The 14,779-nt window shown below is 22.2% G+C and carries 22 protein-coding genes and 1 pseudogene; 6 read left to right on the plus strand and 17 right to left on the minus strand.

Features of this window, described 5'->3' with window-relative positions; genetic code table 4:
- The 5 genes from ACE38S_RS06955 to ACE38S_RS06975 form a co-directional block, all read right to left on the minus strand.
- Complete coding sequence (locus tag ACE38S_RS06955; protein WP_374696978.1) at positions 1–258, minus strand: hypothetical protein; 258 nt, start codon at positions 256–258, stop codon at positions 1–3.
- Entirely contained in the window at positions 239–451 is a 213-nt protein-coding gene (locus ACE38S_RS06960) for a hypothetical protein (RefSeq protein WP_374696979.1), read from the minus strand. The genes ACE38S_RS06955 and ACE38S_RS06960 overlap by 20 nt, the downstream gene beginning before the upstream one ends.
- Positions 429–818: a hypothetical protein gene (locus tag ACE38S_RS06965; protein WP_374696980.1), complete on the minus strand. Its 390-nt coding sequence runs from the start codon at positions 816–818 to the stop codon at positions 429–431. The genes ACE38S_RS06960 and ACE38S_RS06965 overlap by 23 nt, the downstream gene beginning before the upstream one ends.
- Positions 819–1,082: 264 nt before the next feature.
- Entirely contained in the window at positions 1,083–1,289 is a 207-nt protein-coding gene (locus ACE38S_RS06970) for a hypothetical protein (protein WP_374696981.1), read from the minus strand.
- Positions 1,290–2,206: 917 nt separating this feature from the next.
- Entirely contained in the window at positions 2,207–2,350 is a 144-nt protein-coding gene (locus tag ACE38S_RS06975; protein ID WP_374696982.1) for a hypothetical protein, read from the minus strand.
- Positions 2,351–2,655: 305 nt separating this feature from the next.
- Here ACE38S_RS06975 and ACE38S_RS06980 point away from each other — a divergent pair, with 305 nt between their 5' ends.
- From ACE38S_RS06980 to ACE38S_RS06990, 3 genes are all read left to right on the plus strand, one after another.
- A complete protein-coding gene (locus tag ACE38S_RS06980) occupies positions 2,656–2,814 on the plus strand; it encodes a hypothetical protein (RefSeq protein WP_374696983.1) in 159 nt (52 codons plus the stop codon).
- 123 nt (positions 2,815–2,937) lie between these two features.
- Complete coding sequence (locus ACE38S_RS06985; protein ID WP_374696984.1) at positions 2,938–3,123, plus strand: hypothetical protein; 186 nt, start codon at positions 2,938–2,940, stop codon at positions 3,121–3,123.
- A 280-nt stretch (positions 3,124–3,403) separates the two neighbouring features.
- Entirely contained in the window at positions 3,404–3,787 is a 384-nt protein-coding gene (locus tag ACE38S_RS06990; protein WP_374696985.1) for a hypothetical protein, read from the plus strand.
- A 1,191-nt stretch (positions 3,788–4,978) separates the two neighbouring features.
- On the opposite strand, the gene ACE38S_RS06995 is transcribed toward ACE38S_RS06990, so the two are convergent.
- The 11 genes from ACE38S_RS06995 to ACE38S_RS07045 form a co-directional block, all read right to left on the minus strand.
- Positions 4,979–5,185: a hypothetical protein gene (locus ACE38S_RS06995; protein WP_374696986.1), complete on the minus strand. Its 207-nt coding sequence runs from the start codon at positions 5,183–5,185 to the stop codon at positions 4,979–4,981.
- Positions 5,186–5,530: 345 nt separating this feature from the next.
- Positions 5,531–5,677, minus strand: a complete 147-nt coding sequence (locus tag ACE38S_RS07000) for a hypothetical protein (protein WP_374696987.1) — start codon at positions 5,675–5,677, stop codon at positions 5,531–5,533.
- A gap of 39 nt (positions 5,678–5,716) precedes the next feature.
- Positions 5,717–5,971, minus strand: a complete 255-nt coding sequence (locus ACE38S_RS07005; RefSeq protein ID WP_374696988.1) for a hypothetical protein — start codon at positions 5,969–5,971, stop codon at positions 5,717–5,719.
- A 178-nt stretch (positions 5,972–6,149) separates the two neighbouring features.
- Positions 6,150–6,383, minus strand: a complete 234-nt coding sequence (locus ACE38S_RS07010) for a hypothetical protein (RefSeq protein WP_374696989.1) — start codon at positions 6,381–6,383, stop codon at positions 6,150–6,152.
- A 361-nt stretch (positions 6,384–6,744) separates the two neighbouring features.
- Positions 6,745–6,903, minus strand: coding sequence for a hypothetical protein (locus ACE38S_RS07015; protein ID WP_374696990.1), 159 nt, complete (start codon positions 6,901–6,903; stop codon positions 6,745–6,747).
- 1,116 nt (positions 6,904–8,019) lie between these two features.
- Complete coding sequence (locus tag ACE38S_RS07020; protein ID WP_374696991.1) at positions 8,020–8,169, minus strand: hypothetical protein; 150 nt, start codon at positions 8,167–8,169, stop codon at positions 8,020–8,022.
- A 164-nt stretch (positions 8,170–8,333) separates the two neighbouring features.
- Entirely contained in the window at positions 8,334–8,855 is a 522-nt protein-coding gene (locus ACE38S_RS07025; protein WP_374696992.1) for a hypothetical protein, read from the minus strand.
- 446 nt (positions 8,856–9,301) lie between these two features.
- Positions 9,302–9,427, minus strand: a complete 126-nt coding sequence (locus tag ACE38S_RS07030; RefSeq protein WP_374696993.1) for a hypothetical protein — start codon at positions 9,425–9,427, stop codon at positions 9,302–9,304.
- A 520-nt stretch (positions 9,428–9,947) separates the two neighbouring features.
- Positions 9,948–10,154 carry a hypothetical protein gene (locus tag ACE38S_RS07035; RefSeq protein ID WP_374696994.1) on the minus strand — a complete coding sequence of 69 codons (207 nt, stop codon included), beginning with the start codon at positions 10,152–10,154 and terminating at the stop codon, positions 9,948–9,950.
- Positions 10,142–10,471, minus strand: a complete 330-nt coding sequence (locus ACE38S_RS07040; protein ID WP_374696995.1) for a hypothetical protein — start codon at positions 10,469–10,471, stop codon at positions 10,142–10,144. Before ACE38S_RS07040 ends, ACE38S_RS07035 begins: the two co-directional genes overlap by 13 nt.
- A 111-nt stretch (positions 10,472–10,582) precedes the next feature.
- On the minus strand, positions 10,583–10,927 hold the full coding sequence (locus ACE38S_RS07045; RefSeq protein ID WP_374696996.1) for a hypothetical protein: 345 nt from the start codon (positions 10,925–10,927) through the stop codon (positions 10,583–10,585).
- Positions 10,928–11,647: 720 nt separating this feature from the next.
- Here ACE38S_RS07045 and ACE38S_RS07050 point away from each other — a divergent pair.
- The 3 genes from ACE38S_RS07050 (at position 11,648) to ACE38S_RS07060 (ending at position 13,498) form a co-directional block, all read left to right on the plus strand.
- Positions 11,648–11,830: a hypothetical protein gene (locus ACE38S_RS07050; protein WP_374696997.1), complete on the plus strand. Its 183-nt coding sequence runs from the start codon at positions 11,648–11,650 to the stop codon at positions 11,828–11,830.
- Between the two features lie 561 nt (positions 11,831–12,391).
- A complete protein-coding gene (locus ACE38S_RS07055; RefSeq protein WP_374696998.1) occupies positions 12,392–12,592 on the plus strand; it encodes a hypothetical protein in 201 nt (66 codons plus the stop codon).
- Positions 12,593–13,171: 579 nt separating this feature from the next.
- A complete protein-coding gene (locus ACE38S_RS07060; protein ID WP_374696999.1) occupies positions 13,172–13,498 on the plus strand; it encodes a rhodanese-like domain-containing protein in 327 nt (108 codons plus the stop codon).
- Between the two features lie 245 nt (positions 13,499–13,743).
- Here the strand turns inward: ACE38S_RS07060 and ACE38S_RS07065 are convergent.
- Positions 13,744–14,724: pseudogene (locus ACE38S_RS07065) on the minus strand (IS30 family transposase).
- Positions 14,725–14,779 lie beyond the last annotated feature (55 nt).

Here is a 14,779-nt window from a genome sequence, read left to right on the forward strand (position 1 = left end):
TTAACGGAGTATGGTCTTTTTTGTGTAAAATAAGAGGTCATATTTTTTACTAAATTTAAAGGTAATTATATTAACACCATTTGATAATAATTCAATTGTTCTTTCTGAACCATCTTTATTAATAATTGGTAATTTTTTTGGAACCATATAATATGTTGTTCCTTCAACCGTTTTCATTGCCCCGCTTGTTGCAATTACACTGTTTATTTGGTCATTTACTCCAAATTGTAGTTGTAATTTATCACGCGCGAATGCCACGAATAAAATCAGCCGAACCTAAAACAACCATTTCTGATGGGGTAAAACCATTTTCATATACTTTATCCATAATTTCATCATGAATTTGTAAAGCGTTTGTATCATCTGCTTTTTGTCCTTGGATAGTGGTAACTGTTCCGTTGTTAATAATATCTAAAATTTTATTGCGCTTATAAGCAACTTCGGTATCCATTGCTTGTTCAATATCAACCGCTCAAAGATTGGGTAAAATCACTTTCTACGGGGTCTAATTTACGAGCAAAAGTTAAAATGGTATCTAATTCAACAATTCCATCTTCAAATTCCACCGTTGAGTATTTTAATAAATTATCATCGGTATTAAATACATGACCATCTTTTTCTAGACCTTCGTTATATTTAATATTTTTCTTTCTTTTATATGTTAAACCAAATTTATTGGCTTCTTTTCACGCAAATAAAGCTTCTCAACTAAATTTTTGTTGATAAGTTTGTAAATATCATTGGTCAAATGCTTCACAATCGTTTTTTGTTGCTTGATTAGTAATATCTCCAAATATTCTTTTTGGGTCTCGTGTCATAATTTTTTTCTTATTTCTATTTATTAAATACATTGTCTGTATCTATAATTTTTTTTCTTTATTTTCTGTTTTTGGTACGCCACCAGTATTAACAGTTTGAACTTTAATTAATTCATCATAAACACTTTGCAATTGTGCTTTGATAACTTCAATATCATCATTAATATCATAAGATTTTAATAAGACATTTTTAAATTATTAATTATCAGTTAAATAATTAATAAAGTTAATTACTTCAATTTGTTTTAATTGTAGCGTTTGTTGTTATAATTGTGAAATTAATTTAGTGTTTTTTGTTTGTAGTTCGTTGATTTGTTGATTACTATTTTCTAAATTACTTGCATTAAATTCTCCAACTTTGGTAGTATTTTCTAAAATAATTTCAGCAGTTTTAATATCTAAACTACCATTTTTATTTTTAATAGGTTCATTATTTTCATCAATAAGAACATATTTTACATTTTTTATCATTGTTTCACCTCTTTATTTTTTAATATTTGGATAGGTTACAAGAACTTTATTTAAATAAAAACAGGTTTGCTTTTTAAATTAGTTTAATATTAAATATATATTATTTATTGCTTATTCTTCATCTTTATAATTAAAAGTAATGTTATTAATTATTTTCTTTTGCAAAACATTATAAATAATAATATTGGTTTGTCCAATTCCGGTATGATAAATTGCAATAATATATTTTAATTTATTTGTTTTATTTTTTTATTAATTTGTAATATTTTTCAACCTTCTGTTGCTAAATCTAAAATATCATTAATTTTATAATTTTGCATATATTAATTAATAAAATCTCATTTATCTTCAAATAAATTTAAATACATTTTTGTTTATTATAAACATTATAAATCATAATGCTTTTTATGATGTGAAATACGACAATTAACAGGTTGACAATTAACTCAATCAAATGATGTTGTTATTTTATTTTAATTTTTATTAATATATTTACTTTTATATTCTTCCATAATATTTTCCTTATTTATTTTTATTTTTTTAAATAAACAGAAAATTCCTTTGTTGGTTAATATTTTGATATTTAGTAAATAATGTATTTTATTTTAGTATTTATTCATTTCGCCGCCTGCTAACCACCAGAGTGAAGCGCGGCGCGGCAGCTATAAGGTTATTTAGTATTTAGACATAGTTTATCCCCCCCACCAAGGAAGAAAAAAAGTTTACTGAGGAGTTATTAATTACGCTTCATCAATCCCCAGACAACTTTATATAAATAAAATAACCTTTTGGAGTTACAACCATCTTGTTTTTTTAGTGTCCGATGTTGTTTTTTGATTTAACAGCACTCTTTTAATGAAAACAAGATAAAAACCCCCGCGCTATGATATTTCGCGAGGGATTAATCTTGCTGAAAATTAAAGAAATAAATAGGAGTAAAATCCATTAGCTTTCACACTTTCTCTAATTTGCTTTGCTTCATTATTAAACTGATTTAAGATATTTTCTGCTATTTCTTCACTTAAACATCGTTCTATTAATTGCTCTTTTGTAAGTGCCATTTTATAAACTCCTCTTTTTTCATCCTTGTTCGATTAACAAGTCAGCATAAACTCTTTTTTATGAAAAAATATTAAATCTATAATTTCATTATATACTATTATTTTACTAATACAATACTTTTTATATATAAAAAAAATACTAAAATTAGTATATTTTATTGCTAATTTAGCACTTAAAATCGCTAATTAATTGCATTTTAAAGATAAAGTTTTTTAAATAATTCCTAATTTTGCTTTTATATATATCTACTCATAGTAGATATATATAAAAAGTTTCAAGATAAAAGAAAATGAGAAAAACAAGTATGAAAAAGTTACTTAGTTTATTAAGTTTATTAACTATTAGTGTAACTTTCATACCAACAACAATTGCCGCTAGTACTTATCAAAAAGAAGAAAAATTAAATGATATTAACCATTTACTTGTAAATAATTTTAAAAATTTAAAAATAAGTAAAAGATAAAAAATTAATTATAAAAAATAATTGTTGATTTAAATGATATAGGTGATAAATATCAAATTATTTCTCTTATTGTATTAAATAATAATATATACTTTACTACAATAAATGGAAAAATGTATGAATATGATTCTGTTACAGAACAACAAAAAAATAATTATAAACGCAAATAGTATTTTTCGTACTTCTGGCGTGGCTTTAAATAATAAATTATATTTTAGTTCAAATGATAGTAATGTTTATGAATATGACACTTCAACAGGACAACAAAAAATAATTCAAAACTTAGATAAAATCCGAACCTTTGACTAGTGTTAAATAATAAAATATATTTTTGTTCAAATAATGAAGGCAATATATATATAAATATAATCCACAAACAAAACAAAATAGATTTGTTATTAAAATAGGGAATAAGAGTGATATATGATCTGATGACGCTGTATTAAATAATAAATTATATTTTGTATCTGATAGTAAAGTTCACGAAATAGATCCAATAGCAAATTATAAAAAACAGTTATAAATATGAAAGGTCAATCTCATTTAAGAGGATTAACATTTAACAATAAAGTATACTTTGCTTCAACTGATGGTAATGTTTATGAGTACTGATTATATATCAGGATATCAAAAAATTATTATTAACAATGAAAATGTTGGTTTACCATCTAATGGTATTGAACTTAATAATAAGTTATATTTTGGTACAGTAGACGGGAAAATATATAAATATTTTGATTTTTGTAATGAAAACATAAATAATTTTAAAAAAGATTTAAATGAAAAAAATGAAATTAATCAATTTAAAACAGAATTATTAAATTATAAAAATGAATTTGAAAAACTCCCCGTGAAGTATGTTTCATTAGATCAAGATCAATTTTTAAAAAATATAAATAAAACAATAGAAAATATTGAAAAAACACAAAATTCATATGAAACAAAAATTAATATTGATATTAGAAATAATTAATTTAATAGTAATAAGTAAATTAAATAAAGTTTATTAAACTATAAATAAATGGAAATAAACAAATTTTATTTTCATTTTTAATTAAATTAACAAACACAACTATATAAAAAAGGATAAATATGAAAAAGATATTAAGTCTTTTATTAACAATCACTTTAATCGGAACAACAAGTACAACAAGTTTAGTTAGTTGTCAAAATGATAATAATAAATATAAATATTATTATGATTAGAAATAACAATCAACACCAATGTTAACAAAACCATCAGAAAATAATAACTGATCCTTAGTTAATAAAAATTAATATAAAAATGAATTTAATAAAAAAATTCATAAATTATATGCTATTATTTACTTTTTTAAATATAAAAATGAAAATATATTTGCTATTGATAAAGAAAAAATATCTTTTGCTGTTGTAACAGAAAATAATTACATAGCATTTGGTGGAGGTTTTATGTAAATCAAGTAATTTATCGTTGAAATGGCGATAATGAACCAGAAATACCAACAATAAACAAAGATACTGGAAAAATTATTGATTGGAAAGAACATATATAAACTTAATTGTTCCTATATTTTTTATATTGGATTAATTGTAATTTTAATAGCAAAATTAGATGTGTTTCTAATATTGTGTATTTTTACATTATTTGTACTAAATATTATATTTTCACTTTATGATGTAGGAAATACTGATGTCCCCACGTAATAAATATCTCCGTAACCCTCGACCCCCATAAATTTAGGAATAACATTTTTTGAAAACCTAATCTTTAATTTTAAATCATTAGTATAATAATCTTGTAAATATGTTTCTTTAATTTTATTATTATCATTATTTTATATTTTTGTTACTTGTAGAAAAAGATAAAAAAATACGTTCTCTCATTCATATGCAGTTCTAATTTTATTTCTATAATCTTTATCAGTTGGTACACCATTTGTATATCCAGTAGCAAATGTAAAATATTATTTACTATTATATTATCATTGTATAAAGCTATTGTATTATAAGAACCAATAAATTTGTCTATACTTTGAATTGTTGGATCAATTTGTTTTAAATCAATTTAAAATTAACAATTTGAATAATATGTAATATTTTCATCAAAATAATTATGACTGGCTTTATCATAAGGTTTGGATATTTGAACACAGTTACTATGATAAAGTGTGGAAAATAACATTTAAATTTGTTTATTTCAATCTAAAATATCTTTTGTATATGGTTTATAGTTACACGGAACTGGTTGTAATACATATTTTGGGTAATTAAATGTTGATATTTTGTAGTTGTGGGGTAAAATAAATAAACTATTTTTATAATTAGTTGTCATATCGCGTAAATAACTATTTAATGTACTTTTTGTTTTTTCACGAAAATTTCATACCAATAATCTTTAATAACCCTCTTAATTATTAGTATACGGGTTATAAGCACAAAAGATAATTTTGAAATTATCTTTATATAATGCTTGTATTTAAAACATATCAATAATATAACTACAATTTGTTCAATCGGGTGTTTGTAATAATTCACAATCATTATCTTTTTTACTACGACCAACTGGTATTTGATCATTTACCACTTTTGGTTAGTTAATTAATTAAATAAATTCGGTTAGTTTTTTTGTTTAATTGTTTTAAATTATATGTTTAATAAACTATATTATTTGTTTGTTTATCATCATTAGTTAAAACAATACCTACTAATTTATTGATTAATAAAGTTGTAAAACTTAAGATAGTGACATTTGCTCCAAAAATAACACCAACTTTATCATATTACCTTGTTCTCTAAATATTTCAAATGGTAAATAACCTTTATTTTTCACATTATCACCTCAAAATGCATCATTATAAAAACTATAAATATTAGCACTCATAAAAAACCCATTTAATCATTGAAAATTAGGTCAAGTTTTTTAATCTTGATTAATTAATCAACCCCAAGGAATACCAAATGAAATAAATTTTAAGAATTTACCAACTCCACCGGTTATTGTAAAAGGATTAAATACTAATTTTTGAGTATAGTTTAAAGGTAATGCAGTTATTTGACGGTTAATAAAATTATTCATATTTAAAATATCCCAAACATTACATGCACCCATTTTATTATATTCAATTTGAACTTGATCAACCGTATTATCAAATTCATCTTTTCTTCTAAAATACAATGATGCTTGAGTACTAATAATATTATCAACTATACCCGTTTATTTTTATTTTGTTTGGTGGTGTTATTTTTCAATCTTTTGATAAATAAAATTTAGAATCCTTATCTTCTGTATGAATAGTTGTGCCAACAGTGGGACTCGTTGCTGTTGAATTTGTTTTATCAGTTATAACAATAATTTAACTATTTTTTTGATTTAAAAAGTCATATTTACTATCCATATCTGTTTTTCAATCTTTATAACCAGTTATCATAATTGGTTGAATCCCTTGAATGTTATATAAACTTACTTTGGGTGAAGCATAAGTATTTACTTTGTTGGGTGGACAAGAATGATACATGCTATACATTAATAAATCACAATAATTTATTACTTTTTGATTAAATTGACCTTTTAATAATTGGTCGATCAATAACTGGCATATTAAAAAAGATCGGATTACCCATAAAATTTAACCGTCATCGATCTAACACCAGGGTCTTTTAATAAAACCTCATCTAATTAAACAATGCCTTTATTTATTTTTTCATTATAAGTTATTTTAGAAAAACAATAACCTTCCCCGGGGCGCCTGATGTTTTAATAAATTTTTATACAGATAAACTACTATTACTAATTTTGTTATTAATACTTGAAAAAGTAATTTCTTGTCATAAAAAACTACCATCATAAGGTTAATAATAATTAATAATAACATTTGATATATATAATCATTGTCTATCTTGGGGTGCATAATTAATATTACTACCACACAAATATTTAAACCACAGTCATTAAATACAAGTATAAAAATTATAATAATCATTAATATTTAATTTACTTGCATCTTCATTTAAAATTAATAAAGTATATTGTCTTTCGGTTGATTGTTGAGTAAATACTTGTTCAAATTTAGCTTCTACAAATTGAATTGAACTTTTATAATCAATCACATAAGCATCCCAATATTTACCAATCTTAACCTCTTTTGTATATAAAAATTATCAGTTTTATTATCATTATCCATAAAATAACTTAATTTATATTGATTTAAGTATTATAACATTATATTAATATCATAAATGTTTTCACCATCAATTAATTTTCAATAAAAATAGCAATTTTTATTTTTTAATTTTATAGTGAAAGGTGTTTCATTATTTACTCATATAGTTGAGTTAACTGGATGATTTTTAAAATCATCCATCGTTAAGATATTAATTTCTTCACCTTTATATTTTTGTACTATTTTTAAACTATCTTGTCATTAAACAATCGTACTTTCCATATTATCAAATATTTGTGAATAACTACCGTAATTACTTAGTTTAGCGTTATTAGGTTTTCAACTTGTTTTAGTATCGGGGATATACGAACTATAAACATTAAAAGAAAATACCATTTCAATGTCCGTTATCTTTTATGTTTTCTCTTATATCTATTAAAGTATTGTGGTCTGTTTTCTTAATTATTCGATAACCCCTGTGGGTTAATTATAATAATTTTTTAATTATCCTTAATTTCTGTTCTACCTTGTAAGGAATTTTGATTATTACCAATTTCATCATATTACATTAATTTATTATTATGTTCGATCTCTTTGGCTTGCATTTTATCTTGTTATTCCTCTATTTTTTTAAAATATTTTGTTGCTTCTAATTCATCGATGTTGTCATATTCAATTATGGCTCTTATTGGTTCCATTGTACCATTATCTAATCTAGCAGTAATTAATTAATTTTGTCACATTTGGTTAACTAAACTAGCACTAATAAATCAAAACCATAAGGACGTTCGCCTGTGCCATCTCATAAACCATAATATTTTAAAACAGTATCAAACATTTTAGTATAATATTGCTTACGGTATGTTTGTAAATAGGCTTGTTTTTCTAAGTCTTTTGTTTTTTTAAGTTAATAATGATTGGGTTTTATTTTGATCACCATCTGATTTATCGTCAAATGGACTATAAAAATGACATGCTAAATATATTTTTTTTGCTCAATAATGGATTTTTGGTCTTCGGTATATGTTTATAAGGTTGGTGTGCCTTGCACCATTTGTAAAGATTAGGATAATTGACCATATACGGCTGATTGACTTGATTGAATAAAAATATCATCAAAAACATTTTGTATTACATTTTTATTACCTTTGTTATAATCAGTCATTAAATTATCATCTAATTGACCATATCAATGCGTGTACGATATGCTCATCTTTCTTTCAATTTAATATCAAAAATATCTTATAAATTAAATTGTGATTTATAACAATTTGCCATTGTAGGCCATTGGTTTAAAGTGGTTGAAGTTGATAAAAATAAAGGGTTAGGTTCATTTATCATTTCTCAAAAAGGTACTATACCTAATTTATTTTTAAATTATCGAACTAAAACAGGTCTAACATCATCTTTAATTTGTGTTTTACTTTGCCCAACAATTACCTCGTTATTTTTGGGTCAATCCTTAATAACTATTTTATCTTTGGTACAAATTAAATTTAAAATAAAACCACTATCTGATTGATGATAATTTAATCAAATATCAGCATCTTGTTCAATTTCGTTTATTTTACTTACGCGTGATATGAAGTTAAAATGGTTGATTCATAAATCAATATTTCCATCACTATTTTCTAATAAACCAAAAATAGTTTTATCAATTAAACTTGCTGTTAATTCATTTTTATCTAATTTTTTTATTTTATAAGTTTCATATCATAAATTTAATTTTTCTAAAATGTCTTTACGATGAGACTTAAATAAAATATCTTTACCATTTATTAATAGCGTTTGATGGCTAGCAATAATATTTGCTAAATTAATTGTTCAATCATAATTATAAAATTTTAAAACACTATTAATATCATTTAAGTTTGGTAAAACAGATAAAGTATTATTCATGGTTATTTTGCTCCTTTAATTTTAAGATAAGTGCATAATTAATAATATTTACTATTAATAAATTTGGATCATTTGCCAAAACTTGAAAACACACTTTAACTTTTTGATATTTCTTAATATATTAGTTATATAAAGTTAATTTACATATTGCGATATTATCTTTTTTAATTCTTGACAAAGTTTTTTTAACTTGTCCGCAAACAGATATATATGGTCTTTTGCATTTATTACACGCTCATCATGTATTTACATGAATATCTTTTTTAATTAAGTTATTTAATCCCTTTGTTGTTATAATTTATAATCTGCTGAACTATTATGTTTAACCATTGATATTAATTCAAAATGTAAAGTATAAAAATCACTATCAAATTTATCACATCATATGAGTATAACATTCGTTCGTCTCTGGCATTTGGTTTATCTTATCATTTAATTAATTCATATTATGTTTTACTTACAGAACATTTTTCTCATAATCATTTTAATTGGTTTGTATTTATCAACATTGTAAATGTTTCAATACGATGTCTTATTTTAAATTTTTGTTTTTGTACTGGTTTAAATGTCATATATTGCCCAAAAGAGTAATTATATTTCTTTTGATTTAAACTTTATAATGTTGAATAAGCACTATCATCAACATTTATTGATATTCCTTGTTGTATTAATTTAAAGTATTGATTTAATTTATTATTATAAAACTATAAAATATCTTTTACTTGTTATAATTCAATTTTAAATTGCTGTGTAGCATTTTAATGCGTATATTCTCTGCTACTTTATAAGCTTTTTTATCAAATTTAATTATATAATCAAAAACTAGTAGTAGTATGTACTTTTGGATTAGTAGCATTAGTAATATCAACACCACCTAATAATTTCGTTGGTTTAATAATATCCCCGGTTACTTGCATAATATAAATATGTCTTGCAAAGATTGATTAACTAGTGTTGTCTGGTAATCCTCAATCCCATACTCTTGCTCTTTCAATATCTAATTTTTTACAATCTTAATCGCTCATTAACTTTATCTTGTGGTAATTAATAATTAAGTTTTCAACTAGAATAATGAATAATAATTTTCATATTTTATTTTTTAATATATTTAATTTTTTCATATTTACTATGAATTATTTCTTCATTAAAAGATAATAATTCATTACAATAGTCAACAATATATCGTTTTAAACTTTCAGGATTACATGTATTAATTGTTATTTTATTTTGATAACAACTAATAACAAAATCTAAATCACTTAAATCTTTTTTTAAAATTGGTCATATTATTCTTTTCAATCAATTAATAATTTATATTTATTCAAATCAACAAATGCTTTTAATTTTTCTTTCCGACTTTGTGAATGTAAACCTTTACAATATATTTTGCTATCATTTGATAAAGTAAAAGTAAAATTTGATAAATTAATAGTATAAGGGATATGATTTTCATATAACATATTTCATATATTTTGAAACATACTATCTTTTAAATCTTTACTCCAATACACACTAGCAATTATACAAATTGGTTCTTTAATTAATAAATTAATTTTTAATAATTCAACCAAACATTTTAATATTTGATATAGTCTAACCACTACGTTGTGTACCAATTTGATTAATTTCATTAACTAATTAATATTTTTTAGTAAATGCGATATTTATTGTCAATACTACTATTTTGTAATAACCAATAAGGAGTTTCTAATAAATAAGTAAAATGATTAAGTATTATTATCACTTTTTTTAATATCTCTAACACCTGTTTGTAAATTAATAATTATTGGTTGTTGATTATTTAAGTTTAATTCTTTTTCAAGTTCTTTTTCTTGCAGTGAATATTTATGATTAAATTCACACTGTCAATATAACAACCTAGTACTTTCTGGTGTTTTAACCATTTGTTTAATAAGTTCACTTTCTATTTTATCAACTTGTTTTTCAAATAAAGAAATTATATTTTCACTCGCGTAACTATCATATCTTAACTTGCGAGAAAGGTTGAATTTATTGGTTAAATCATTCAAAGTATATAAATAAAAAAAAATATTATATAAGTAATTTATCACGTCAAAACTGCTCTATTTTACGCTCAAATGTTCGTAAATTTGCTGTTTTTGGATTAAATTTTTTCACTTTTACTCCTTTTTGCATATTAAAATTGCTATTTTTTAATAAATATGATTAAATAAAAGAGTAAACCATATATGAAAATATAATAAAGAACCGCTATGGTTATTTAATTGTTATTGATAATTTACATCAAAACAAAAAAGTAAATTACTTTAATTTTTTCAGTTAAATTAATTTGCTAATAATTAACGCTTAAATTATAACATACTAAATAAAAATTATTATTTTTTTGCATTTTTATTATTTTTTATAATAAAGTCCTAAACTATGGAAAAAAGGGTAAAAAATGATAAATATTGATGAAAACTTTTTTAACAACTCTAATATCTTATTAGATAAACAAAGTATCGATTTGATTAAACAAAATTTAAAAAATTATAATAAATTAATTTTTAAAAATTATAAGAATGATAAAAGTTTAAAATAATATAAAGTAAAAAACAAAATTGAAATAACAGTAATAATTTTAAAAGGAGAAATAACTTTAAAAGAAGAAGATATTTTAAAATTAATCCAGAAATAGGTAAAGAAGAATATGTTTTTCTTTTAGATTTAATTGTTGGAATTGAAAAATGAAAAAGAGTAACTAATGATGTTAAAGAAAAATATTATAATTTATTACTGATAAAAAAATATATAATGATATTTTAAATACTATGGAACATGTAAAAATTAGTTTAATGGCAATATTTAATATTATGAAAAACGCAAAAACAGATGAAGAATATTACGTTAATAAAACTAATAAAAAAATAGATATTTTGCACACTTTATATATTCAAATGGACTGTACTTATTTGAAAATGTTAGATGCAAAAAAAAAAAAAACAAAAAATTAGAAAAAACACAACTATAGTATCTACTGTACATGCTGGGATATGATGAAGAAAAATATACCGTAAAAAGACCTGCAATTGCAAATAAATTAGGTGTTTTTTAAAGATAATATTCCATATTATCTTTAAAAAAGAGCCAAATTTAAAACCATTTCTTATAAAATTATTTACCTTAATTTAAACTAATTACAACATGACACCCAATATTGAAATTATGGATTTTAGGTGATGGTGTATTTTTAATTAAAAATACTAAAAATTTTATGTATAAATATTTTCCTAAAAATAAAATTAACTATACAATAGATAAATTCCCATCTTACAAGTATATTTTAAAAATTATATTCCTATAAAAATAAAAATAAGGAAAATATTGATGCATATCATAAAGCCGTTGATTGTTTTTATAATGATAAATATGAAGAATTACTACAATTCTTAAAAGATAGTAAATCTTTTATAAGCGATGCTAAATTAGATTTTTTGAATAAAACTATTAAATTAATTAAAAATAATAAATAAGGAGCCATAAATCAAACACTATGAAATAATGTTGATTGTCATATGGAGGATAATATTTTTCATTATTCAAAAGGCACTATGATAAAAAAAGCTATTTATAGTGAAAAAACCATTAGAAATAAATTAAATGCTAGTATGATGGGATTAAAAAATAAAATTAATTTATTTAATATTAGTGAACAACTATTAGAAGAAAATAAATTTAATTATTCAGTTAATAATTTTGTAAATAATAATTTATAATTAAGCTTATATTTTTATTATTTTCATATAAGAAATTAAATAATTTTAATAAAAGTGTATTTTTGTTGTGGAAAAATTTAAAAAAATATAAAAATATATTGACAATAAAATTGAAAGTAATATAATCTAATTAAGTAAGTGATATATTATTCCACAATTTTTAAGGTATTAATTTAATACCCCAAGATAATTTATACGACCAAATAATAATGAAATTTTGAGACGAAGTTTACCAAAATAAATAGATTTATCAATATTTTATCAAGATTATTTAAATAAAATAGCATTGAAAATAAATTTAATGTCAAGAAAATTATTAAATAATAAAAATTCATTGTATTTAATACAAAATATTCAATAGGGTGGATGGGTGTATAAAATATATTTATATTCCAGAGGAATTAATAAATTATTTTTAGTATGCTTAAATGTACTTAAAATGAAATAAAATAATCAAAAAATATTTTTTTGAAAAAATGGTTGCAATTTATTAAAAATATTTTATTATTAATTTAACAATATATAAATTTGCCGTTTGTATATAAACAGCGTCATAATACAAAAAATAAGGAGAATAAAATGAACCAAAAACCAATTTATCTTGATAATGCTACTTTTTATATTGAAAAAGACAAATCGTTATTATTAGATGTCCGCACTAATGTTGAATTTAAAACCTTGAATAAAATTCCTAATTCAACTAATGTTTACATTTTTGATTTACTTAAAGATCCAACCCGCTATTTACCAGATAAAGACCAGTTAATTATTACTTTATGTAATGGAGGAAACCGTAGTAGTGAAACTGCATCAGAATTACGCCAATTAGGATATCAAAATGCTTATGTTTTAACAACTGGAATTTATGGTTACTATCGGTGAGAAGAACAAACAACAAAGAAATAAAAAAAAGTTTTAATTGAAAATTTTTAATACAATGGGAAAAGTCTATTAATAAAGATAATAATATTTTTCTTTATAGGCGCTCTGTAGATACAAACGGCAAATTTATATATTGTTAAATTAATAATAAAATATTTTTAATAAATTGCAACCATTTTTTCAAAAAAAAATAAATTTTTGTAATTTCATCTTATTTTAAATATATTTAAGCACACTAAAAATGATTTATTAAATTTTAACTAATAAATTTATTTAATATTTTGTAAAAACATTGCTTTTGCACTTATTCAGTTTAAACACGGTCGAAGTTTATCATTTATAACATTAACTAATCAATCTATTATTTTTTGACTAACATTATTAAAATCAGTTCCTTTAGGAAGTCAATATCTAAATTCGCCGTTCATATGTTCAATTAATGGTTTTTGTTGTGGTTTACCGGGATCACAAAAATAAATTTGTGTTTCAGCAAATATTTCCATTTCTCTTCATTTACTAAATTCTTTTCCTCTATCAGTTATAATTCCTTTAATTTTTCCAATTAAATTATTATTTATAATAATATCTTTAAATTTTACTAAAACCTAATTAGCGGTATGATTTTTTAATTTAACTGCAAAATAATTGTTACTTGATTGTTCAACTAATACCAAACAACTAGATTGATGGTATTTTCCCACAACAGTATCCATTTCAAATCAACCAACACTAGAAACTTTATTTTCAATATCTCAAATTGATTTAAAATTAATTAATTTCCCACGATTATCTGGTTTTTGTTTTGTTTTATATTTTTTACCATGATGAGGCAAATTTTCTTTTCTTAACCCTAATTTTCCTAAGCGAATTCATTTATATAAAGTTTTAACACAAGCAGGAAATTTAATACCAAATTCTATAAAATAACGATAAATAAGTTGTTCGGGTGTATCACGGTACTTATTAAATCTTGTTTTAATAAAGTCTAACTGCTTTTTTGTAAATTCGGGTACTTTTTTAATACATTTTTTACGCTTTTGTTTATAATCTTTGTGAGCATCTGATGGCTTATAATCTTGTATATTTTTAAATCGCTTAATTTCTCTTTTAACAGTATTAATCCCGCGGCCCATTTGTCTTGCTATTTCAGATAAATTAATCGTGCCATTTTTCTTTTTACAACTATCAGATAACAATAAATCCTTAAATAAATTTCGTTCATCAAATATTAAATGTTTAAATTTTCTCATTTTTATACAAATTCCCTTCATTTTTTCTTATAATGTATTATATATAAAATAAAGA

This window comes from Spiroplasma endosymbiont of Polydrusus formosus, assembly GCF_964263245.1.
GTDB lineage: Bacteria > Bacillota_I > Bacilli_A > Mycoplasmatales > Mycoplasmataceae > Spiroplasma.